Origin of the sequence: Amycolatopsis halotolerans (assembly GCF_042647905.1) — a bacterium.
GTDB classification, from domain to species: domain Bacteria; phylum Actinomycetota; class Actinomycetes; order Mycobacteriales; family Pseudonocardiaceae; genus Amycolatopsis; species Amycolatopsis halotolerans.
In genome coordinates this window covers 512,531-533,117 of record NZ_JBHRWI010000020.1, presented here as the reverse complement: position 1 = coordinate 533,117, position 20,587 = coordinate 512,531, and the positions used below count along the sequence as shown (strand labels likewise).

Genomic DNA, 20,587 nt, shown 5'->3' with positions numbered 1-20,587 from the left:
TGGGAGCGACTCAGTGTCAGGAGTCTTCGGTGACGAGCGGGTAGACACCGTTCTCGTCGTGCACCTCGCGGCCGGTGACCGGCGGGTTGAACACGCACACGCACTTGATCTCGGTCTTCGGCCGGACCTGGTGCTTGTCGTGGTCGTTCAGCAGGTACAGCGTGCCCGGCTTGAGCTGGTGCACCTCGCCGGTGGCGAGGTCTTCGATCTCGCCTTCACCGGAAGTGATGAAAACGGCCTCGATGTGGTTGGCGTACCAGAAGTCGTTCACCGTGCCCGCGTACAGCGTGGTCTCGTGCACCGAGAAGCCGACGCCCTCCTTCGCGAGGATGATGCGCTTGCTTCGCCAGTTCTCGGTCTTGATGTCGGCGTCGGTGTCGGTGATCTCGTCGAGCGTGCGGACCAGCAAGTGAAGGGCTCCTTCTTGTTCTTCGGGGCGGTTACTTCAGAACGGCGGCGATGGATTCCTCGATGATCGCGAGGCCTTCGCTCAGTTCGTCGTCGGTGAGGGTAAGCGGCGGCAGCAGTTTCATCACTTCGCCGTCCGGGCCGGAGGTCTCCATCAGCAGGCCCCGCTCGAAGGCCTCCTTGCAGACCGCGCCCGCGAGGTCGCCGTTCTCGAACTCGAGGCCGCGCGCCAGACCGCGGCCCTTCGCCACGAGATTCGCCTCCGGGTAGCGCTCCACCAGGTCCTTGAAGGTGCTCGCGATCCGCTCGCCCTTGGCCTTGGTGGACTTCTCCAGCTCGTCGTCGCTCCAGTAGACGCGCAGCGCCTCGGTCGCGGTGACGAACGCCGGGCTGATGCCGCGGAAGGTGCCGTTGTGCTCGCCCGGCTCCCAGACGTCCAGCTCGGGCTTGATCAGCGTGAGCGCCATCGGGAGGCCGTAGCCGCCGATCGACTTCGACAGGCAGACGATGTCCGGCGAGATGCCGGCGTCCTCGAAGCTGAAGAACGGACCGGTGCGGCCGCAGCCCATCTGCACGTCGTCGAGGATGAGCAGGATGTTGTGCCGCTTGCACAGGTCGTCGAGGCCCTTGAGCCATTCCAGCCGCGCGGCGTTGATGCCGCCCTCGCCCTGCACGCCCTCCACGATCACCGCGGCGGGCTCGTTCAGGCCGCTGCCGGAGTCTTCGAGCAGCTTCTCGAAGTACATGAAGTCCGGCATCGCGCCGTCGAAGTACTTGTCGTAGGGCATCGGCGTGGCGTGCACCAGCGGGATGCCCGCGGCGCCGCGCTTCATCGAGTTGCCGGTGACCGACAGCGCGCCGAGCGTCATGCCGTGGAACGCGTTGGTGAAGTTGATGACCGATTCCTTGCCGGTCACCTTGCGCGCCAGCTTCAGCGCGGCCTCCACTGCGTTCGCGCCGCCGGGGCCGGGGAAGACGATCTTGTAGTCCAGCTCGCGCGGCGCGAGGATCTTCTCCTTGAAGGTCTCCAGGAAGTCCCGCTTCGCGACGGTGTACATGTCCAGCGCGTGCGTGACGCCGTCGCGCTGGATGTAGTCGACGAGCGCCTTCTTGAGATGCGGGTTGTTGTGCCCGTAGTTCAGCGCGCCGGCGCCGGCGAAGAAGTCGAGGTAGGCCTTGCCGTCCTCGCTGTAGAGCCTGCTGCCCTGCGCCCGGTCGAAGACGACCGGCCACCCCCTGCTGTAACTGCGGACTTCTGACTCGAGCTCTTCGAAGATGCTCATAACGATTTCTTTCGCTCCTACTCGGCGAAATTGACGGGTTATTAGCGACGCAACGGCCCGATGCGGTAAAGATCCTCGGGTTCGTGCGCCTCCCCCTGCGGAAAATCAGCGACTTCGAACAACCGGCGGTGTTCCAGATCCGCGTTCCAGCGCTTCGCGAACGACTCGAACAGCCGGATGGAGGCTTGGTTGTCCGGAGTGATCGTGGTTTCCAGGTACCGCACGCCCTCGCCGACCAGACGCGTGTACAGGCTGTCCAGCAACTGCCCGGCCAGGCCTTTTCCGCGTTGCGACGCGTCGACGGCGACCTGCCACACGAGCGCGACGTCCGGTGCGGACGGCCTTCGGTAAGCGATCACGAATCCGACTGGCTCGCCGTCGACGCGGGCCACGACCGAGGTCTCCGCGAAATCCTTGCACCACAACAGGTACGCATACGGCGAGTTGAGATCAAGCTTCTGCGAATCGCGTGCGATTCGCCAGAGAGCGGCACCATCGGCCTTGGTCGGGATTTCGATCAAGTGCTTTCCGGACATACTTTGGAAACGTAACAGAGAATTTTCGCGCCGCCAGCGATCCATGCCACGTCCACCGCCCTCACCAGGGATGACGTGGATACCCCGGTGAGGAGGACCACAAACATGTTTAGCGGCGCCGAGTTCTGGGCACGCGTCCGCCTGGGCCGCACACCATCGGTATGCGACCTGTGACACCAGACCATGGGCCCTCGTCGGCGCTACCGCAACTCCAGCGCCGGAAATCGTCTTCTACCTGGGGCTCAGCGTGGACTGTCCGCACGCGACCGCCGCTTCTCGCGGCCGCGCCGCCCGAGCCCGGACAGCGGCGTCCACACCGCGGGCAGCAGGAGCAGGGCGACGACGGCGAGCCACCACAGCGGAGCCTGCCCGCGGCGCCATCCGTCCACAACGGCGCCGAGCCAGCCGAACAACGGCTGCGCGATCGGCGGCAGGAAGGCCGCGAACAGCAACGCGGCTATCACCAGCACGCCCAGCACGGTGAGCACCATTCGCCACGTGCGCCTCAACGTCAGCAGACTCACCACAAGGAACACGAGCGCACCGCCGGCGACCGGCAGGCCGAGCCACTGCAGGACGGATCCGCCTTCGCCGCCGAGCACGAATCCGGCGATCGCGGTGACGGCGGCGGCGAGCAGGTTCCAGGGTCGGCCCAGCCGGGTCGCGCCTTGGGTGACCCACCACGAACTACGACTGCTGAGCTGCGCGAATTTCGCCAGCGGCTGGAGGGTTTTCGGGACCCGCGTGGCGGTGGAAGCGGCGTTGAGACCGGCGGCTCCGGCTTTGACAATGGTTTTGGCGAGCAGAGTACTGCCGAGTTCGTCTTCGAAGCGTTCGGCGGAGACCTGGCAGGCCTGGAAAGCGCGCTGAGCCGCGTCCTGCTGACCGGAGTTTTCCGGCTGGGCGGCGGCATTCTGAGTTTCCTGTTCGAGCGGCCGGGAAACCATCAGCTTCCGGAAACTCTCCGACGCTTTTCCGTTGCCCTCCTTCGCGTCCGCCTCGGCCTGATGCGCGAGCACCGGCAGTTCCTCCCGCGCGATGGCCAGCTGCCGCGACTTCGCCAGCACCATCGACGTCACCGGAAGGCTGGTCGGCACCTCTTTCCCGAAGTCGACCGGCGACAGATTCGCGTCCAGGCCAAGGAAAGCCAGCTCGTCGCCCAGCTGCGCGAGCAACGCGGGCAGGTCCGCGGGCATCCCGTTGTCCGCGGGCGAAGGCGGCTGCCAGCCGATCTCGCGGAACGTCGTCCGCACCTGCTCCCGGAATTCCTCCGGGCCCACGATGTCGCGCAGCACCCGCAGGCGGTTCGGGTCGAGCAGGCACTGCATCAGCCAGCCCGCGCCGTCGATCCGGCCCCACATCCAGTCGTTCGCGCGCCAGGACGCCTTGTAGAACCCACCGAAGTTGCTCGCCTGCGTGCCGGTCAGCTTGTCCCGGCCGCGCGGCCTCGCCAGATCCAGCAGGGTGCGGCTGTCCGCGCTCATCTGCACCAGGTCGACGCGCTGGTCCACTGCCGGCGCTTCGGCCAGGAGCCCGCGTGTTGCCATGTGCAGCAACAGGAACCGAGCCATCACGAACCCGTCGGCGACGTCCGCGTTGTCCAGGCCGAACCAGTCGAGCAGCGTCGTCACCGTGTCCGCGGCGTCTGCCGACCACTGGTTTTCCTTGCCCGACAACGCTTGCAGCACCGGAGCCGCCGACCGCAGCGCACCGGTCAGCTCCGGCCACGCCTCGCGTACCGCGTCCGACGCCCCGAGATCCGCCCACTCGATGGCGAGCTGGCCGATCCAGTCCGGCATCGCCGTGCCTGCCCGCGGCGGTTCGTGCCGCGCCACCCACGCGGACAGCCGGGCTTCCCGAGCCGCGCTCCGGCGGGCGGCGTGCATCTTCGCGCGCGCCTCGTTGAGCTGTGTCGCCTGCTCGAGATCCGGACCCATCCGGAAGCCCGCGTTGATCAGCTGGATGCCGGTGGCGACCGCGTCCTCCAGCGTCGAGGTGCGGTAGCGGACCATCTCGCCGACCGTGACCGACTCGCCGGGCAGCGTGTCCGGGATCCCGCGACGCAGACCGTCGGCGGCAATGTCTTGCAGCAGGGCCGAATTCCCGGCCGCCCAGCCACTGTCCTCATCGGACAGTTCGTAACGGCGGGTGGCCGCTCGCACCAGGTCGGCCGCGTCGAGGGCGACCCTGCGGTCGAGGTACGCGCGGTGCACGCGGTCGTCCACCAGCTGTCCGCCGCGCAGGCCGAGCGAGGCGAGCGCGACCCGCGTGTCCCGAGTGCGCGTGACGGAAGAGTTGTGCCGGCTCAATTCCTCCAGCTCGACGCTGATGGTCTGGCTCATGATCGTCGACGCGACCTTCGCCAGCGCGGTGCCGAGCATCGGCGGCTCGGCCGGATCACAAGCGATCGGCTTGGCCTCCCCGTCGATCTTCGGGACGACGTACAGCAGCAGCCGCCGCACATCCGTCGAGGACGAGCGTTCGAAAATCTCTCGCAGCGCCGGTCGCAGCGGCTTGTTCACCAGCACGCCGCCGTCGGCGAGCCAGTGCGAACGCACCAACTCGGTGTAGTCGGTCATGTCCGGATGCAGCCGGTCCGCCGCCTCGGGGCCGATCGGCATGCGCGACAGCTCGAAGGCGCCGGGGAAGGACGCGCTCGACCGCGCGGCGAGCGCGAGCGGGCCGTGCACCTGGTTATTCCACAATGGACCGTCGAAGCGGAACAGCATGCGATGTTCGGTGTCCCGCACGCGGTTTCCGAGCGCGTCGTCGTACTGCGTGGTCTCGCCGTCGATCATGGTCCCGGTGAGCAGCACGGTCACGTCCGGCGGTTCGGTGGGCACGACGCCGGACCCGGTGATGTCGTGCATCGCCTGGACCAGGCCGCTCAGCAGCACCTTGTCGCCGTTCAGCACCGAACGCGGCTGCGACTCGCCGGGGTCGCGGATCAGGTTTTCCAGCGACCCGGCGGAGAACCAGGTGTCGCGCAAAATCGCCGGCGTCGACCGGTACGCCTCCGCCAAGCCGAGGCACGCGGCGTTGATGCCGCCCGCGCTCGTGCCGGTGAGCACGTCGAGGCGCACCGAAGCGTGCAAAAGGTCGAGAAGTTTCCGGTAACCGTTACTCTCGTCCGGCGTGCGCGAAGCGTGCAGCAACGCCGACGTCTCGGTAGCGACTCCCCCCATCCACACTGCCAGGCTGGATCCCCCCACCATGGCCATCGCGATCCGGATTTCCTGCGGCCACGGCACCGCCGTCTCACCCATGAGGGTCAGTCTCCCGGCCGAAGCCGCTCCTCCACAAGGGGGAGGCGTCACACGGCGAGATGCTCCAGCACCAGTACCTGCGCCTCGCCGACCGCGAACCCGAGCACCGCGCCGGTCGCGATGAGAATCCATTCGTCCTGCTGGAAAGCCGGGCGCAGCAGCTGCTCGAACTCCTCGGGCGACAATTCCTTCATCTTGCCGACCAGGACGTTCCGGATGTCCATCGCGTCGGTGGCGTAATCCTCGATGTAGCGCATCGTCTCCGGCAGCCGGGTCATGATCTGCTCCGAGATGGCCAGCTTCATGTCCTGGTAGCGGCGGCTGCCGATGGCGAAGACCAGCAACGGTTTCGCGACGTTCGCCGCCCGGCCCAGCTCGCGGTCGAGCTGCCGCTGGATGAGCGCGAGCACGCGGTCGGAAAGCGGGCCCTGCAGCACCGCCTGGATGACGTTGTGCGGCGTGATGATTTCTTTCGCGATCAGCTCGCCGTAGGCCTCGGCGACCTCCGCGCGCCGCTTGAGGAACAGGCCCTGCCAGGTGACGCCGAAGTATTTCTTGGGCTCCAGCGGGTAGAAAATCATCCGCAGCGCGAGCCAGTCGGTGAACCAGCCGGTGAAGAGACCGAACAGCGGCATGATCGGCGGGAATTTGAACAGCACCCACGCGACCATCTGGATCACGCCGATCAGGCCGCCGAACACCAGGCCGGAGCGGGCGATGAACTTGAACTCCTCCGCGCCGGCTTCCTGGAAGATCCGGTTCAGCAGCCGTTTGTCCTTGACGAGGCTGGTCACCACCATGCCCTTGAGGTCGAACACACTGTCCACATCGGACTGGATGAGTTCGAGCACGGCCTTGACCATGTGCGGCGATTCGGCCTGCACGCGCTGGATCACCAGCCGCTGCACGCCGACCGGCAGCGATTCCCAGAGACCGGGCTGATAGTGCCCGGCCACCTCGCGCACGATGTCCTCGACCGCCGCGAGCAGCGGTTTCTCGATTTCCTTCGCGATCCGGTCGGCGTCGAGCCGAGCGACGACCTCGGCCGGTTTGATCAGCTGCTCGGTCATCGTGTCGCAGGCGATGCTCGCCATCCGCGCGGCCCGTTTGGGCACGATGCCCTGCCAGCCGAAGACCGGCTTGACGCCGATGAACTCGACCGGCTGGAACATCATCCGGATCGCGACCAGCTTCGTGCCGTACCCGATCAGCGCGGCGACGATCGGGATGGAGACATAGAGCGGCCAGTGCCGGACGAAGTCGTCGAGGATGCCCGAGACGAACTCGCCCATCGGGGTCAGCCCAGGCTCGGGTCGCAGGCCTGCCAGAACTGCGCGCCGAGCCGCGAGACGTGGATGGTGTGACGGATGATCTTGATCCGCTTCACCTGCTTCTCCACCTCGCGGACCGACTCGTCGGTCAGCAGGATCTCGTACTGCGTCTCGAGCGAGGGCACCTCCTCGTCCAGTTCGACCAGCCCGAGGCCGATCAGCCGGGTCACGTAGCCGGGCACCTGGTCCGGCAGCGACACCCCGGCCGCCTTGCCGACCGTCGAGGCGTTGCGCAGCACGATCCGGCCGGTGCCGCCCATGGCGCTGCGCTCGGCGACGTCGATCGCGGGGAACGGGGAGCCGTCCGACAGCGCGGAGAGGATGCGCGCCTCGTCGGGGGTGAGCTGGCGGAGAATGATCGCGTACAGGTACTCGCGGGCGCGCTCGCGGCCGAAGCCGATGGAGTGGTTGAGCAGTTCGGCCATCGCCGCGCGCAGCGGTTCGACGTGATCGCGGGCGGGCACCAGCGTGACGGTCGTTTCGACGGCGCGGCTGCCGATGTCCGCCCGATTCATCGCGGAGGCCGCGGTCAGCGCCGCGTGATAGGGATCGTCCACCTCGTCGAGACGGCGGCGCAGCTCGCTCAGCAGCCCGCGTTCGACCTGTTTGAGGCCGCGTTCGGCGGTGTCGATCCCCGGGAGTTTGCGAGTCAGGTCGAAGCCGGTGCGCGCCGCCCATCCGGCGAGCTGGCCGGCCCGGCGGGCCAGGTTGGCCACGTCCTCGGCGGTGCCCCGGCCGTTCGGTCGCTGGTAGTCCACGGGCTGCTCCCCTCACTGTTCGCGCTGATGCTACCTGCGAGTAGGCCGGATGGCCCTGTGATGCCTGGCCGGTGGGTGTTGGATGACGCGCATGACCGCGCCGTGGGGACCGCCGATCGACGTGCTGCCGCTGCTCGCCGGAGAAGAACAGGCGCTGATCGGAGTTCTCTCCGACCTCCGGACGCCGGAGTGGGCGTCGCCCGCGCTGGGTGAATGGACGGTGCACGACCTCACCGCACACATCCTCGGCCTGAAGCTCACGCGGCTCTCTCGCGACCGCGACGGCCACTTCGGCGAGGGGACTTCTTGGGTTTCCGCCTGTCGGCAGCTGTCGCCAGAGGTGTTGTTCGCGATGTTCGTGGACAGCACGACGCAGCTGACCGAACTGTGGAAGCACCGAGACCTGGACGAACCGGCCGCGGCGCCGTTGTGGCTGACGGTCGCTCGCGATTACGCGGAGCAGTGGGTGCATCAGCAGCAGATCCGGGAGGCTGTCGAGGCTCCGCTGCTCGACGAGCCGGAGTTCCGGACGCCGGTGGTGGACACGTTCCTGCGTTCGCTGCCGCAGACGTTGCGGGCAGTTACGGCGCGGGCCGGGCGTCAGGTGGCGGTTTCGGTGGAAGGGGCCGGGCGTTGGACTGTGCGCGCTACCGCGGTGGGCTGGACGATCGACCGGGGTGCGGCGACGTCAAGGTCTCCGCTGGCGTCTCTGGCGACTGACGCGGACTCGTTCTGGCGACTGTGCAGCGGGACCTTGCCCGCGGCGGAAGTGGGCGCGCGAGTGCAGCTCAGCGGGGATCCCGCGGTGTGCGAGATCCTGCTGGGCCTACGGGCACAGGAATGCGCCTAACGCCGTCGACGAGCCTGCTTCCTCAGCTGCAGAATGCGCGCCCCGCCGATCAGCGCGACCAGCGCGGCACCCGCGATGGCGGCGAACAGCATCGCCACCGCGAGCGGCATGCTGCCGGACGCGCCGAGGAAGTGGACGGTCGCCGTGTCCAGGTTCTGCAGGATGAACACCAGCAGGAAGGCCAGCACGACGATCGCCACGATCACGGCGATCCAGGTGCCGCTGATGCGGGTGGACTTGACCTTGCCCCGGCGGCCCGCGGGTTTCGCGGCGGGCGGGCGCGGTCCGGGTTCGGCTCCCGGTGCGGTGCCCGGGGCGGCGTGATCGAGCGCGCCGGGCACCTCGGTGCCCGGCGCCTCGGGAACTTCCGATTTCGCGGCCCCGGTGGGGTCGTCGTTTCGCGCGTGGGACATACCGTGATTGTCCGCCCACTCGCCGTGATGCGCTAATTCAGAGCTTGGCGTCGACCTCGCGCAGCACCCGCAGCGTGTTGCGGCCGGCGAGTTTCGCGCAGTCCTCGTCGCTCCAGCCGCGTTCCATCAGCGCGGCGATGAGCGCCGGGTACGTCGACACGTCCTCGAGGCCCACCGGAAGCTCGCCGACGCCGTCGTAGTCGCCGCCGAGCCCGATGTGGTCGATCCCGGCCACCTCGCGCGCGTGCTCGATGTGCGCGACGACGTCCTCGATCGTCGCCTTCGGCTTGGGCGGCGCGTCCCAGGTCTCCGCGAACCGGCCGCGCTGGCCGAGGTCGAGGAACTCCTGTCCGGCGGCCGTCATCGCTTCCCGGAGCTGGTTGTCCCATTCGGTGACCGCGGCGGAGATGAAGGCGGGCACGAAGGTGATCATCGCGACGCCGCCGTTGCCGGGCAGCTGGGCGAGCACGTCGTCGGGGATGTTGCGCGGGTGGTCGTTGACCGCGCGGCACGACGAGTGGCTGAAGATCACCGGCGCGCTGGACACCTCGATCGCGGCGCGCATCGTGCTCGGCGCGACGTGGGAAAGATCCACGAGCATGCCGATCCGGTTCATCTCGCGCACGACCTCGCGGCCGAACTCGGTGAGACCGTCGTGCTCGGGCTTGTCGGTTCCGGAGTCCGCCCAGGTGGTGTTGAAGTTGTGCGTGAGCGTCATGTACCGGACGCCGAGCCGGCGCAGAATCCGCAGCACGCCGAGGGATTCCGCGATGCTGTGCCCGCCCTCGGCGCCAAGCAGTGACGCGATCCGCCCGTCCGCGAACGCCGCCTCGGCCTCGTCGGCCGTCGTCACCAGCCGCAGCCGCTCGGGGTAGCGCTCGGCGAGCTGGTAAACCACCTCGATCTGTTCCAGGACCGCGGTGACCGCGCTGTCGCCCTTGAACTCGCACGGGACGTACACCGACCAGAACTGCAGGCCCAGCTTGCCCTCGGCGAGCTTGGGGAAGTCGGTGTGCAGCGTCGGCTGCGACACCGTGAGATCCACGCCCGCTACTGCTTCGACCGGGTTCGGACCGGCCTTGTCGCGGAGCGCCCAGGGCAGGTCGTTGTGTCCGTCGGCGAGGATCGTGGCGGCGAGCAGGTCTTGCGCGCGAGTCAGCTCGGTCATGCCTCGACCCTAGCGAGCCAAGCCCTGGCCGCGCTTACTCCTTCGACGGTCACTTGATGCCCTCCCGGCCAGCGGTGCGTCGCCGCTTCGGCGTGCCGTTCGCGAAGCTGTCGCACGAGTTCGTCGTTGGCGGGCAGCGGAGCCATCGGGTCCTGCTCGCCGTTGGAAAGGAACACGCGAGTGCCGGTGAGATCGAGCCGCGGCGGTTCCGGCAACGGGGACATCGACGAGAACAGAATGGCTTCCTTGAGCGCGTCCGGCCGCGTGAGCGTTACCGCGGCCGCGATGTTGGCCCCGTTCGAAAACCCCACCGCGACTACCCTGCTGAACCCGTACTTTTCGCGTGCCGTGCCGAGAAAATCCGCCAGCTCATCTGCCCTCGCAAGGACGTCTTGATGATCGAATACGCCCTCGGACAACCGCCGAAACCACCGCGCCGCACCGTTTTCCGACACCGGCCCGGTCGGCGCGAGCGTCCCCGAACCCGGGCTCAGCTCGTTCGCCAATCCGAGCAGATCGTCCGGGCCGCCGCCGGTTCCGTGCAGGAGAAGAAGCACCGGGAGATCCGGGTCGCCCTCGGTGTACTGGTGGATCATCGTCGCTCCTCGTTCGGCGGCTTCGCTTCCGGGAGTATGCGCTCCCTTCGTTTGTCCGGGTAACTTCTCGCACGCAAGATGTATTCCGGGTAGACTCCGCGGGGTGACCCCGGATCCGCAGACGGACGACGACGAGATCGTGACGTGGTGGGGCCTCGTGATCGAGGGCTATCTGGCCACGCAGAACGCGCTGATGGGCGAGATCGCCGAGCGATTCGGCCTGGCCCCCGCGTCGTTCGACATCCTGCTGCGCCTGGTGCGCTCCCCGGAACACCGGATGCCGATGACCCGCCTCGCCACCGAAGCCGCCCTGTCGAGCGGGGGTTTCACGAAGGTGGCGGACCGGCTGGTCGCCGCGGACCTGATCTGCCGGGTCCCGAGCCCGGAGGACCGCCGGGTCACGTTCGCCGCCCTCACGGAGCACGGGCTTGAAGTGGCGGTCAAGGCGAGGTCCGCTTGCGCGGAGATCTTGCGGCGGATCGTGCTTACCCCGTTGGGCCCGGATGCCGCCGGGTTGGCGGAGGCGATGCGGACGCTTCGTTCAGTGAACGGCTGAGCCCCTACGGCTTGACCGAGGGTCCGGAGTCCTCCACCTCCGCGTAGTCCGGCAGTTCGACGCCGTTGATCGCGCGCCCGACCAGCTCCATGAACTCTTCGCTGGCGAAATCGGGGCCCGGCTCGGCATCGGGCCCGGGGACGTCGCGGCTGCGCGCGTTCAACCGGCCGATCTCCTGGTTGGCTTCGACGAACGAGCGCATGCGCGCCTCGTAGCGGGAGAACCCGGCGTCGGCGTCCCATCCGGCCTCGGCCAGGTCTCCGGCCAGCAGGTAGGCGCCGACCAGGGCCAGCCCGGTGCCCTGCCCGGACATCGGCGACGAGCTGAACGCCGCGTCCCCGAGCAGCCCCACGCGTCCGTTCGACCAGCGGTCCATCACCACCTGGGCGACCTGGTCGAGGTAGAAGTCCGGGGTGTCGTCGAGGTGCGCGAGGATGTCCGGGGTCCGCCAGCCGAGGCCGGCCATCCGTTCCCGCAGCAGCACTTTCTGGGCCGCGACGTCTCGGTAGTCGACGTCGAAATCAGGCGCGGCGAAGTAGAACATCGCCATCGCGCGGGTGGCGTCCCGAATGGGGCGCAGGAGGGCGGTGCGCCCGGACTCCTGGTATTCGAGCAGCCAGCGGTCCAGTCCGAACTCGTTGGGCACGCTGTAGAAGGCCAGCACATGCCCGAGGTGCCGGAGATACCGCTCGTGCGGCCCGAAAACCATCGACCGCAACGACGAGTGCAGCCCGTCGGCCCCGACCACCAGGTCGAACCGCCGCCGGTCGCCGCCCGCGAAGACCACGTCGACCCCGCCGGCGTCCTGGGCGATCTCGGCGATCCGGTCGCCGAAGAGGTACTCGACGCCGTCTCGGGTGTCGTCGTAGAGCACCTGGGACAGGTCTCCGCGCAGGATCTCGATGTCCGCGATGAACCCGTCGCCGCCGTCATCATCGGCGCGAAAGGTCTCCAGCACTTTCCCGTCCGCGTCGACGGTGTGCGCGCCGGCGGTGTCGGTGCACGCCGCGCGCACCGCCGCGTCCAGGCCCATGCGCGCGATGACCTCCTTGGCCACCCCGCGCGCGTCCACCGCCTGCCCGCCGGGCCGCAACTCGGGAGCCCGCTCCACGACGGTCACCTCGGCTCCCCGCCGACGCAACCAGTGGGCCAGCGCGGGCCCCGCGATGCTCGCCCCCGCCACCAACACTTTGGTACCGCTCACCGCGTCCCCCATGGTCGCCGTCCCGATGACGGTCCGGATCGTACCGTGATTCGCCGCTCTGACCAGTGGTTTCGGCTCGCGGTCACGGATAGCTGAACCCCTCCGACTCCAGCCGCTTGCGAAGCGCAGTCAAACAGCGTTTCCGGATCTTGCCCACGCTCGACTTGGCGATCCCCAATTCCGCCGCCAGCTGGTCGTGCCGCAGCTCCGGACAATGCGCCAGCAGAAGCATCATCCGCCGATGGCGTTCCGGGAACTGCTCGACCGCCCGCCACAACGCGGCTGTCAGTTCACCGGCCAACGCGTGCTTCTCCGGCGAATCCGCTGGCTTATGCGCCTCCAGTCGCGCATTGTCGGCGAACGTCACCCGCGAACGCTTTTCCGTTGCGCGGAGTGCGTGCCTCCGCGCCACCGTCGTCAGCCAACCGGCCAGGCGGGTCGAATCCTGCAGTTTCGGTGGGCGGCGCAGGAATTCCAGCCATGCTGTTTGGCAAGCGTCATCCGCGTCCGCGCGAAGTCCCGGATTCGCGGCGACGATCCGGATCACTTTCGTCGACAACCGGCGCACCTCGTCCTGGTCCCGCAATCCCGGCTCCCTTCCTCACTCGGGAAGGCTGACGAACCGGGCATCCCGGAGGATCCGCTCTATCAGGGCGAATGCCGAATCGAGTGATCAACTTCCGCGCGAGGTATCCAGGGCCGGACGAGCGCCACGCCCGGGCTGCCGCTGGGCATGGGGTCGGTACCGGACCGCCCCGCAACGCCGATGTGACAGGCTTTCCGGTGCCGCCCCGCAGGTGGGTGGTGGAACGAACCTTCGACTGGCTGACGAGGTGCAGACACTTGGCACGGGACGACGAGCGCAAAACCGCCCGCACCGAGGCCATGATCCAGTTCGCGATGATCCGGCTCATGGCCGCGCGCCTCGCCGACGAACACATCGAACCCCGCGGCCCCATCGAAACCGAAGCAGCCCGTCGCCTGGAAGAAGACCTGAAGGACTGACCGCCCAGGTCTCCCTACCCCCGCTGAGCGACGGCCTCCGCGTAAGCCGCCGCCAGACGTTCCGTCGCCGTCGGCCCGTCGCCGTCAGGCCGGGGAATTCCCAAGTGCCGCTCCCGGAGTTCCGCCATGAATTCCTCCCACAGCGGCGGCCCGCCCGCTTCCAGCAGTTCCGCCCGCACGCGCAATTCCGGCGTCGTCGGGCGATGCCGCAACCCCCAGCTTCCGAGCTGCACCAAAACCGGAACCAGCTGAATCGCCGCTTCCGTCAAACTGTAAGTCGCGCGCTGGCCGCGGCCGGCCGAGTCGCGCGTGAGCAATCCCGTTTCGGTCAGCGTGCGCAATCGGTCGGCGAGGATATTCGACGCGATTCCTTCCTCGGACCGCGACTGCAATTGCCGGAAATGCCGCCGGTCGCCGAACATGATGTCGCGCAGGACCAGCAGGCTCCACCGGTCGCCGATCACCTCGATCGCGGCGTTGATCGGGCACCCCGAGCGCGGACCGTCCGGCATCGCACACACCTCCTCCGACCACTTGCACTTTACCATCACCTCCGGCATAGTGCTTGCAAAAGACAAGCAGGGGGTTCCGATGCTGGTGCGCGTCCAGTGTTTCAACGTTTCCGCCGACGGCTACGGCGCCGGTCCGGACCAAACCCTCGAGCAGCCGTTCGGCCATCCCGATCCGGGACCGCTCTTCGCCTGGGCCGGGGCCACCGCCAGCTGGCCCATGCGCGGCGAACCGGGCGGCACCCGCGGGCTCGACGACTACTTCACCCGCGACATGCACCGCAGCGGCCACGTCGGCGCGGAAATCATGGGACGCAACAAGTTCGGCCCGCACCGCGGTCCGTGGGAGAATCACGACTGGCAGGGTTGGTGGGGCGACGAACCGCCGTTCCGCACCCCGGTCTTCGTGCTCACCCACCACGAACGGCCCTCGATCACCTTGGGCCAGACCACTTTCCACTTCCTCGACACGACTCCGGAAGAAGCGCTCGCGCAGGCGAAGAAGGCCGCTGGCGACAAGGACGTGCGGATCGGCGGCGGCGTCAATACGGTTCGCCAATTCCTCGACGCCGGTCTCATCGACACGCTGCACATCGCCGTCGCGCCGGTCGAACTCGGTGCCGGGGAACGGCTTTGGGAGAGCCCCGACGAGCTGACCGACCGCTACCACCTGGAGAAGATTCCCAGCTCCAGCGGGGTCGTGCATCATCTGTTCTGGCGCGAGTAGCTCAGCGCAGGCCGGGCATCAGCCGTAACGCGTTGCCGGACAGCACCCCGTCCAGGACGTCAGCGGGCAAACCCAGATCAGCGACCGCGCGGACGTTCACCGCGGTTCCCGGCACTCCAGGCCAGTCAGTACCGAAGATCCATTTCCGCGCCAGCCGCACGAGGTCGAAGCGCGCGTAGTACTCCGGCAGTTTCTTCGGCGGCAGCCCGGCGAGGTCGAGCCACACGTTCGGCCTCGCCTGGGCCATGAACGCCGCGACGTCGTACCACCAGCCCCGGCCGCCGTGCGCGAACACGAAGTTCACCGACGGGAAGTCTTCGACCACATCGGACAGCAGCGCCGGATCCCCGTAGCTGGCGCGGGAACCAGGGAAAACCGACAGTCCAGAGTGGAGGATCACCGGGACCCCGCGTTCGGCGCACAAGGCGTACACGGGGTACAACTCCTTGTCCGCCGGGGAAAACGCGCCGTGCACCGGGTGGATCTTCAACGCCACCGCGCCCAGCGCGAGCTGCCGTTCCACCTCGTCGACCAGCGGGTGGTGCAGATGCGGGTTCACGTTCGCCACCAGCCGGAACCGCTCCGGGTTGTAAGCAACCAGCGGCAGATTGTCTTCGATCGCCTGAATGCCGGTAGCCCGTGGACTGTATTCGCAAAACAACAGCACCCGGTCGACGCCCTCGCTCGCCATGAGGTCGTCCATCGCCGCGGGGAGCACCGTGCCGTCCGCGTCGTACACCGTGCGCCACGGGTATTCGCCGGCGAAGTCGCGCGCCCAGTCCAGCCACGCGGGTTTGAGCGTGGGCAGCCGCGGGGTGTGCACGTGGGCGTCCACCACGAAGTGCTCGTCGATCATGCCGGCCAGTCGATCACGATTGCGGCTGCGGCACGAGCAGCGACTCGCGCACCATTTCGCGGATCACGTTCCGCCGGATCTTCCCGGTCGCGGTCTTCGGCAGCTCGGCCATCTCCACCACGCCGCGCGGCCGTTTGAACGCCGCCAAGCCCTCCCGGCAAAACTCGATCAGCTCCTCAGCGTCCACAGTGGCCGATGGAGCGGCAACGACACACGCCACCGGCTTGTCCAATCCGTCCTCGTCCGGCGCGGCGACCACCGCGACCTCGGCCACCGCCGGATGCCGCAGGAGCCGTTCCTCCACTTCGGACGGAGACACCCAGATCCCGCCCGCCTTCAGCATGTCGCCGAACCGGCCGAGACAGGTATAGGTGCCGTCCGAGTTGCGCACGTAGCTGTCCCCGGTCCGCAGCCACGGACCCTGGAAAACCTGTTTCGTAGTCTCGTATCGCGCCCAATACCCGGTCGCGACGGACGGACCGGACACAAACAGCTCGCCCGCCCGGCCCGCTTCCGAAATGACCGCGCCCTGCTCGTCCCGGAGCTCGACGGAGTACCCCGGCACCGCCACCCCGGTGCTGCCCGGGCGCACCGCACCCGGTTGGTTGGACAGGAAGATGTGCAACGCCTCGGTCGACCCGATCCCGTCCAGAATCTCGACCCCGAACCGCGAACGGAACCGCGTGAACAACGCCGACGGCAACGGCTCCCCGGCCGAAACCGCGTACCGCACCGAGGAAAACGAGTCGTCCGGTACGTCGCTGGCCAGCAGCGCGGCATAGAACGTCGGCACTCCGAAGAACAACGTCGGCCGGTCCGCCCGCGCCCGCGCGGCGATGATCCCCGGCGTCGGACGCGCCGGCTCCAGCAGCGTCGTCCCTCCACAAGAGAGCGGGAAGAACGCGGAATTCCCCAGCCCGTAAGCGAAGAACAATTTGGGTACCGACAGGAATCGGTCCGAAGAGGACACTCCCAGCACCTGCGACGCATAAGTCGAGCACACCGCGCGGATGCTCCCGTGCCGGTGCATAGCGCCCTTCGGCTGCCCGGTCGTGCCCGAGGTGTACAGCCACAGCGCGGGCGAATCCTCCCAGGTCGGCGCGGCCACGACGTCGTCCGTCGGGGTCAGCGGCCACCGATGCGTCCGCACCCCGGCCGGGAATTCCGCCGGATCCGCCCGGTCGAGCACGACGTCGGTCACCTCGGGCGCGCTGGTGAGCGCGCCAGCCGCCTGCGCGGAAAACTCCCCGGACACACAGAGCACCCGCGCCCGCGAATCGGCGAGCACCTGGCCCAGCTCCAGCCCGGTGACCATAGTGGACACTGGCACCGCGACCGCGCCGACGAGCATCGCGCCGAGAATCCCGCTCAGCAGTTCGACGTCGTCGACCATGCAGAACATCACCCGCTCCTCCGGCCGCACGCCGAGGGCGCGCAGTCCGGACGCGACCCGGTGGGTCTCGGCGGCGAGTTCGCCGTAGCTGAGCGTGCGCCGCGGCGACACAACCGCGAGCGCGTCCGGACGGCCGCGGCCGAGCAGGTACTCCGCGGCGTTGAAGTTCGCGGGAACCGTCATCGGTGCCCCCTCAGGTGAGGTACACGTACTCGTAGTCGAAAGGTTTTCCGTTGATGCCCTGCCTCGGCGGCGCGACCCAGCTGGCGATCTTCCCGCGCTCGTACACCGGGTGCATGAGCGACCGGACGAACGTCAGGTCCTCGGCCGTCGGCAGCCATTTGTGCCGCGCCGCCTCCCACGTCGCCTCGTCGACGATGCTGCCGTCCGGAGTGACGTGGTGGCCGGAGTTTATGCCCACCTCGCGGTTGAAACCAGGGTGCGGCAACGCGAACCGGAAGTCGATCCCGGCGTCGCTCAGGATCTTGTTCCACCGGTTGACCCCGGTCTGGCAGTCCGCCGTGTACTCGCCGCGCAGGTCGAGGTTCAGCAGCAGGATGGCCTGCAGTTCGTCGGACGTCCAGGTCCCGTCGTCGCGCGGGCGGTCGAGCAGGCGGGCATCCTCGGTGAGTTTGTGGTCGTCCTTGCGCCGCGCCTCCTGCCAGCGGCCCTTGAGCCCGGCGGTGTAGTAGTTCGCCGCGTTCGTCGACGTCTCGCTGCCGAACAGGTCGAGCGACACCGTGTAGTGGAAGTTCAGATACCGCTGGATCACCTCCAGCGGAATCCCGCCGTGCGAGGCGATGTCGTACGTGTCGTGCTCGCGAATCAGCTCGGCGCTGCGCAGCACCACCCGGTCGACGCCGGTGGTGCCCACCATCATGTGGTGCGCCTCCTCCTTGAGCATGAACTCACAGGTGCGCGACAGCGGGTCGAACGAGCTTTCCTTCAACGTGCCGAGCTGGTATTTCCCATCGCGGTCGGTGAAGTACGTGAACATGTAGAACGCGAGCCAGTCGGCGGTCTCCTCGTTGAACGCCCCGAGGATGCGCGGCGCGTCCGGGCTGCCGGAGTTGCGCAGCAGCAGGCCCTCGGCCTCGTCCCGGCCTTCGCGGCCGAAGTACGCGTGCAGCAGGTACACCATCGCCCACAGGTGCCGCCCCTCCTCCACATTCACCTGGAAGAGATTGCGCAGGTCGTACAGCGACGGCGCGGTGAGCCCGAGCAACCGCTGCTGTTCGACCGACGCCGGTTCGGTGTCGCCCTGGATCACGATCAGCCGCTGCAGGTCGGCGCGGTACTCGCCGGGCACCTGCTGCCACACCGGTTCGCCGGCGTGCTCGCCGAACGCGATCCGCCGGTCCTGTTCCCGCTCGGCGAGGAAGATGCCCCAGCGGTAATCCGGCACGTTGACGTGGTCGAAGTGCGCCCAGCCGTCGCGGCCGACGCTCACCGCGGTGCGCAGGTACACGCCCTCGGTTTCCAGCGTGGGGCCCATTTCGCCCCACCAGTTCATGAACTTCGGCTGCCAGCCCTCCAACGCGCGCTGCAGCCTTCGATCGTCGGCGAGGTGCACGTTGTTCGGGATTTTGGCGTCGTAGTCGATCTTTTCGGGCATCGGTTCAGACCCGCTTCCTGTCGAAGACCGCCTTCTGACCGGTGCCGTAGCGCCGCAGTGCGCCCTCAGGCCCGGAGGCGTTCGGTCGGGTGAAGATCCAGTTCTGCCAGGCGGTCAGCCGCCCGAAGATCTTGGTTTCGATCGTTTCCGGACCGACGAACCGGTGGTTCGCCTCCATCCCGGTGAGCGCGTCCGGCGACAGCGAAGCCCGGCCTTCCAGCGCGATCCGGATCTCGTCCTCCCAGTCGAGGTCGTCCGGAGCGTCGGTGACCAGGCCGAGTTCGACGGCCTCGGCGGCGCTCAGCGCACGGTCGCGTTCGCGGGCCAGCCACGTCAGGTGGTCGTCGTCGCCGTAGAACCGTGACTCGAGCCGGGTCAGGCCGTTGCCCATCGGGAAGACGCCGAAATTGGCTTCCGACAAGGTGATCGACGCGCGCTCGAGGCTGTGCTCATTGTCGATCGGCGGTCCGTCCAGCAGGTACTGCCGATCCGCCGCGAAGGCCAGCTCCACCAGCGAGCCCGCGAAGCAGCTGCCCGGCTCGATCAACGCGATCAAGGTACGGCTGGTGACGTCCAGCCGCTTCAGCGTGCGCTTGTAGTAATGCAGGATTTCGTTGCTCAGCCAGTCTTTCCCGCTGAGCACGACCTCCTCGTGCGCGAGCACCGCCTCCGGATCGCCCTCGGTGCGCAACACCCAGGTGCCGAGGTCCGGTTCGTTCGTGCGCAGCCGCAGGATCGCGTCGTCCAGCTCGCGGGTCAGCCGCAGCAGCCAGCCGTCGAGCCGCGGTTCGCCTTCCGGGCCGAGCACGGTGAGCGTGACCAGCGAGTTCGGCCGGTCATACGCGCCACGAACGTGCCGGTACTCGATTCCGTCGTCGGTGATCGACGGCTCCAGCGGCGCGAGTTCGATCCCCTGCTCGGCAGGCAGCCGGTCGGATTCGGCGGCCAGGTCGTGCGCCCGCGACAGCACCTTCTCGCGGAACCCGACGCGCGGCACCAGCTCGTCCACCAGCCGCCAGTCGACCGCGGTCCGGCCTTTGACCCCGTCCGGCCGCGTGGCGAACACGTCCGCGAGATCCCGGCGGACGCGCCGTTTGTCGACCACCCGGGTCAGCCCGCCGGTGCCGGGCAGCACGCCGAGCAGCGGCACCTCGGGCAGCGCGACGGTGGACGAGTTGTCGTCCACCAGCAGGATCTTTTCGCAGGCCAGCGCGATCTCGTAACCACCGCCGGCGCAGCTGCCGTTCACCGCCGCGACGTAGGTCTGGCCGGAGAACTCGGTCGCGTCCTCGATGCCGTTGCGGGTCTCGTTGGTGAACTTGCAGAAGTTCACCTTCCACTCGTGCGGCGACGCGGCGAGCATCCGGATGTTGGCCCCGGCGCAGAACACCTTGTCCTTGGCGCTCGTCACGATCACCGCGCGCACCTGCGGATGTTCGAATCGCAGCCGCTGGGTGGCGTCGTAGAACTCGATGTCCACGCCGAGGTCGTACGAGTTCAGCTTCAGCTCGTACCCGGGCACGAGGCCGCCTTGTTCGTCGACGTCCATCTCCAGCCAGGCGACCTCGCCGTCGACGGTCAGCCGCCAGTGCCGGTAAGTGTCCGGATGCCGCTCGAAGGTGACGGGTGTGGTGGTGGTCACGCCTCCGAGTGTCTACACAGTTTCAACGAACGTCAATGTTGTGTAGACATTTGCCCGGCGACGCTCACCCGGTTGAGCCGCACGGCCGCCCAGCACGCGAATACCCACAGCGCGATCGCCGCGAACGTGTCGGTGAAGATCGTCGCGAACCAGAACGCCGGGACCTGTGGCACGCCGACGAGGAAGTGCCCCGCGCTCGCCAGCCCGGACAGCGAGTAGACCAGCAGGAACGCCAGCGCCCGCCAGTACCGGCCGCGCACGTAGGCGCGATAACCGAGCGCGCCGAACACGGTGAAGACGACCCAGCTCAAGGCCACCACGACCTGCGCGACCGGCACGCTGATGCCCGGCACCTGCGGGTAATCGGCGGCGCGCACGACGTTGTGGGTGTAGTGCAGGACCGTGCTGACCAGGGTGAACGCCAGAATCACCCGCAGCGGGCCGAGTCCCTTCTCGCGCAGAACGTCCATG

20 protein-coding genes and 1 pseudogene are annotated in these 20,587 nt (G+C 68.1%); 4 read left to right on the top strand and 17 right to left on the bottom strand.

Annotated features, from left to right (window positions below; genetic code table 11):
- Window positions 1-16: 16 nt before the first annotated feature.
- The 6 genes from ACFORO_RS17605 to ACFORO_RS17580 form a co-directional block, all read right to left on the bottom strand.
- Window positions 17-409 (bottom strand): ectoine synthase, encoded by a 393-nt coding sequence (locus ACFORO_RS17605; protein ID WP_093572617.1) that lies wholly within the window; start codon window positions 407-409, stop codon window positions 17-19.
- A 31-nt stretch (window positions 410-440) separates the two neighbouring features.
- On the bottom strand, window positions 441-1,691 hold the full coding sequence (ectB, locus tag ACFORO_RS17600) for a diaminobutyrate--2-oxoglutarate transaminase (protein WP_377871046.1): 1,251 nt from the start codon (window positions 1,689-1,691) through the stop codon (window positions 441-443).
- A gap of 41 nt (window positions 1,692-1,732) precedes the next feature.
- Window positions 1,733-2,227, bottom strand: a complete 495-nt coding sequence (gene ectA / locus ACFORO_RS17595; protein WP_344265107.1) for a diaminobutyrate acetyltransferase — start codon at window positions 2,225-2,227, stop codon at window positions 1,733-1,735.
- A 242-nt stretch (window positions 2,228-2,469) separates the two neighbouring features.
- Entirely contained in the window at window positions 2,470-5,493 is a 3,024-nt protein-coding gene (locus ACFORO_RS17590) for a patatin-like protein (protein ID WP_377871047.1), read from the bottom strand.
- Between the two features lie 47 nt (window positions 5,494-5,540).
- Window positions 5,541-6,785 carry a DUF445 domain-containing protein gene (locus ACFORO_RS17585; protein WP_377871049.1) on the bottom strand — a complete coding sequence of 415 codons (1,245 nt, stop codon included), beginning with the start codon at window positions 6,783-6,785 and terminating at the stop codon, window positions 5,541-5,543.
- A 5-nt stretch (window positions 6,786-6,790) separates the two neighbouring features.
- Window positions 6,791-7,582 carry an Abi-alpha family protein gene (locus ACFORO_RS17580; protein ID WP_354739929.1) on the bottom strand — a complete coding sequence of 264 codons (792 nt, stop codon included), beginning with the start codon at window positions 7,580-7,582 and terminating at the stop codon, window positions 6,791-6,793.
- A 91-nt stretch (window positions 7,583-7,673) separates the two neighbouring features.
- Here ACFORO_RS17580 and ACFORO_RS17575 point away from each other — a divergent pair, with 91 nt between their 5' ends.
- The gene (locus ACFORO_RS17575) at window positions 7,674-8,432 is read left to right on the top strand and encodes a hypothetical protein (protein ID WP_377871050.1); all 759 of its coding nucleotides are present in this window, start codon (window positions 7,674-7,676) and stop codon (window positions 8,430-8,432) included.
- On the opposite strand, the gene ACFORO_RS17570 is transcribed toward ACFORO_RS17575, so the two are convergent.
- The 3 genes from ACFORO_RS17570 to ACFORO_RS17560 are packed head-to-tail and all read right to left on the bottom strand — an operon-like array spanning window position 8,429 to window position 10,609.
- On the bottom strand, window positions 8,429-8,845 hold the full coding sequence (locus ACFORO_RS17570; protein ID WP_354739925.1) for a LapA family protein: 417 nt from the start codon (window positions 8,843-8,845) through the stop codon (window positions 8,429-8,431). The two genes, ACFORO_RS17575 and ACFORO_RS17570, sit on opposite strands and share 4 nt — an antisense overlap.
- 37 nt (window positions 8,846-8,882) lie before the next feature.
- Window positions 8,883-10,013 carry a dipeptidase gene (locus ACFORO_RS17565; RefSeq protein ID WP_377871053.1) on the bottom strand — a complete coding sequence of 377 codons (1,131 nt, stop codon included), beginning with the start codon at window positions 10,011-10,013 and terminating at the stop codon, window positions 8,883-8,885.
- Window positions 10,010-10,609, bottom strand: coding sequence for an alpha/beta hydrolase (locus ACFORO_RS17560; protein WP_377871054.1), 600 nt, complete (start codon window positions 10,607-10,609; stop codon window positions 10,010-10,012). The genes ACFORO_RS17565 and ACFORO_RS17560 overlap by 4 nt, the downstream gene beginning before the upstream one ends.
- A 103-nt stretch (window positions 10,610-10,712) precedes the next feature.
- On the opposite strand from ACFORO_RS17560, the gene ACFORO_RS17555 reads away from it, so the two are divergent.
- Complete coding sequence (locus ACFORO_RS17555) at window positions 10,713-11,165, top strand: MarR family winged helix-turn-helix transcriptional regulator (protein ID WP_377871055.1); 453 nt, start codon at window positions 10,713-10,715, stop codon at window positions 11,163-11,165.
- Between the two features lie 4 nt (window positions 11,166-11,169).
- On the opposite strand, the gene ACFORO_RS17550 is transcribed toward ACFORO_RS17555, so the two are convergent.
- The gene (locus ACFORO_RS17550) at window positions 11,170-12,369 is read right to left on the bottom strand and encodes an FAD-dependent monooxygenase (RefSeq protein ID WP_377871057.1); all 1,200 of its coding nucleotides are present in this window, start codon (window positions 12,367-12,369) and stop codon (window positions 11,170-11,172) included.
- An 82-nt stretch (window positions 12,370-12,451) separates the two neighbouring features.
- Window positions 12,452-12,955, bottom strand: coding sequence for an RNA polymerase sigma factor (locus tag ACFORO_RS17545; RefSeq protein ID WP_377871059.1), 504 nt, complete (start codon window positions 12,953-12,955; stop codon window positions 12,452-12,454).
- A 167-nt stretch (window positions 12,956-13,122) separates the two neighbouring features.
- On the opposite strand from ACFORO_RS17545, the pseudogene ACFORO_RS17540 reads away from it, so the two are divergent.
- A pseudogene (locus ACFORO_RS17540) lies at window positions 13,123-13,374 on the top strand (transposase); the annotation flags it as partial.
- A gap of 14 nt (window positions 13,375-13,388) precedes the next feature.
- Here ACFORO_RS17540 and ACFORO_RS17535 read toward each other — a convergent pair.
- On the bottom strand, window positions 13,389-13,886 hold the full coding sequence (locus tag ACFORO_RS17535) for a winged helix-turn-helix transcriptional regulator (protein WP_354739915.1): 498 nt from the start codon (window positions 13,884-13,886) through the stop codon (window positions 13,389-13,391).
- Between the two features lie 79 nt (window positions 13,887-13,965).
- On the opposite strand from ACFORO_RS17535, the gene ACFORO_RS17530 reads away from it, so the two are divergent.
- Window positions 13,966-14,610 carry a dihydrofolate reductase family protein gene (locus tag ACFORO_RS17530; protein ID WP_377871061.1) on the top strand — a complete coding sequence of 215 codons (645 nt, stop codon included), beginning with the start codon at window positions 13,966-13,968 and terminating at the stop codon, window positions 14,608-14,610.
- Window position 14,611: 1 nt separating this feature from the next.
- Here the strand turns inward: ACFORO_RS17530 and ACFORO_RS17525 are convergent, their stop codons facing one another.
- The 5 genes from ACFORO_RS17525 to ACFORO_RS17505 are packed head-to-tail and all read right to left on the bottom strand — an operon-like array spanning window position 14,612 to window position 20,586.
- Window positions 14,612-15,466: an amidohydrolase family protein gene (locus ACFORO_RS17525; protein WP_354739911.1), complete on the bottom strand. Its 855-nt coding sequence runs from the start codon at window positions 15,464-15,466 to the stop codon at window positions 14,612-14,614.
- 13 nt (window positions 15,467-15,479) lie between these two features.
- Window positions 15,480-17,042 carry a benzoate-CoA ligase family protein gene (locus tag ACFORO_RS17520; protein WP_377871064.1) on the bottom strand — a complete coding sequence of 521 codons (1,563 nt, stop codon included), beginning with the start codon at window positions 17,040-17,042 and terminating at the stop codon, window positions 15,480-15,482.
- A 10-nt stretch (window positions 17,043-17,052) separates the two neighbouring features.
- Window positions 17,053-18,474, bottom strand: coding sequence for a benzoyl-CoA 2,3-epoxidase subunit BoxB (boxB, locus tag ACFORO_RS17515; protein WP_354739907.1), 1,422 nt, complete (start codon window positions 18,472-18,474; stop codon window positions 17,053-17,055).
- A gap of 4 nt (window positions 18,475-18,478) precedes the next feature.
- Window positions 18,479-20,116: a 2,3-epoxybenzoyl-CoA dihydrolase gene (gene boxC, locus ACFORO_RS17510; protein ID WP_377871066.1), complete on the bottom strand. Its 1,638-nt coding sequence runs from the start codon at window positions 20,114-20,116 to the stop codon at window positions 18,479-18,481.
- Between the two features lie 32 nt (window positions 20,117-20,148).
- Window positions 20,149-20,586, bottom strand: a complete 438-nt coding sequence (locus tag ACFORO_RS17505) for a hypothetical protein (protein WP_377871068.1) — start codon at window positions 20,584-20,586, stop codon at window positions 20,149-20,151.
- Between the last annotated feature and the right edge of the window lies 1 nt (window position 20,587).

Excerpts from the sequence above, each read along its gene's own strand:
- ACFORO_RS17530 (WP_377871061.1), top strand. The coding sequence starts at position 13,966 with ATGCTGGTGCGCGTCCAGTGTTTCAACGTTTCCGCCGACGGCTACGGC.
- boxB (WP_354739907.1), bottom strand. The coding sequence starts at position 18,474 with ATGCCCGAAAAGATCGACTACGACGCCAAAATCCCGAACAACGTGCAC.
- ACFORO_RS17520 (WP_377871064.1), bottom strand. The coding sequence starts at position 17,042 with ATGACGGTTCCCGCGAACTTCAACGCCGCGGAGTACCTGCTCGGCCGC.
- ACFORO_RS17590 (WP_377871047.1), bottom strand. The coding sequence starts at position 5,493 with ATGGGTGAGACGGCGGTGCCGTGGCCGCAGGAAATCCGGATCGCGATG.
- ectA (WP_344265107.1), bottom strand. The coding sequence starts at position 2,227 with ATGTCCGGAAAGCACTTGATCGAAATCCCGACCAAGGCCGATGGTGCC.
- ACFORO_RS17585 (WP_377871049.1), bottom strand. The coding sequence starts at position 6,785 with ATGGGCGAGTTCGTCTCGGGCATCCTCGACGACTTCGTCCGGCACTGG.
- ACFORO_RS17575 (WP_377871050.1), top strand. The coding sequence starts at position 7,674 with ATGACCGCGCCGTGGGGACCGCCGATCGACGTGCTGCCGCTGCTCGCC.
- ectB (WP_377871046.1), bottom strand. The coding sequence starts at position 1,691 with ATGAGCATCTTCGAAGAGCTCGAGTCAGAAGTCCGCAGTTACAGCAGG.
- ACFORO_RS17535 (WP_354739915.1), bottom strand. The coding sequence starts at position 13,886 with ATGCCGGACGGTCCGCGCTCGGGGTGCCCGATCAACGCCGCGATCGAG.
- ACFORO_RS17505 (WP_377871068.1), bottom strand. The coding sequence starts at position 20,586 with ATGGACGTTCTGCGCGAGAAGGGACTCGGCCCGCTGCGGGTGATTCTG.
- ACFORO_RS17570 (WP_354739925.1), bottom strand. The coding sequence starts at position 8,845 with ATGTCCCACGCGCGAAACGACGACCCCACCGGGGCCGCGAAATCGGAA.
- ACFORO_RS17560 (WP_377871054.1), bottom strand. The coding sequence starts at position 10,609 with ATGATCCACCAGTACACCGAGGGCGACCCGGATCTCCCGGTGCTTCTT.
- ACFORO_RS17565 (WP_377871053.1), bottom strand. The coding sequence starts at position 10,013 with ATGACCGAGCTGACTCGCGCGCAAGACCTGCTCGCCGCCACGATCCTC.
- ACFORO_RS17525 (WP_354739911.1), bottom strand. The coding sequence starts at position 15,466 with ATGATCGACGAGCACTTCGTGGTGGACGCCCACGTGCACACCCCGCGG.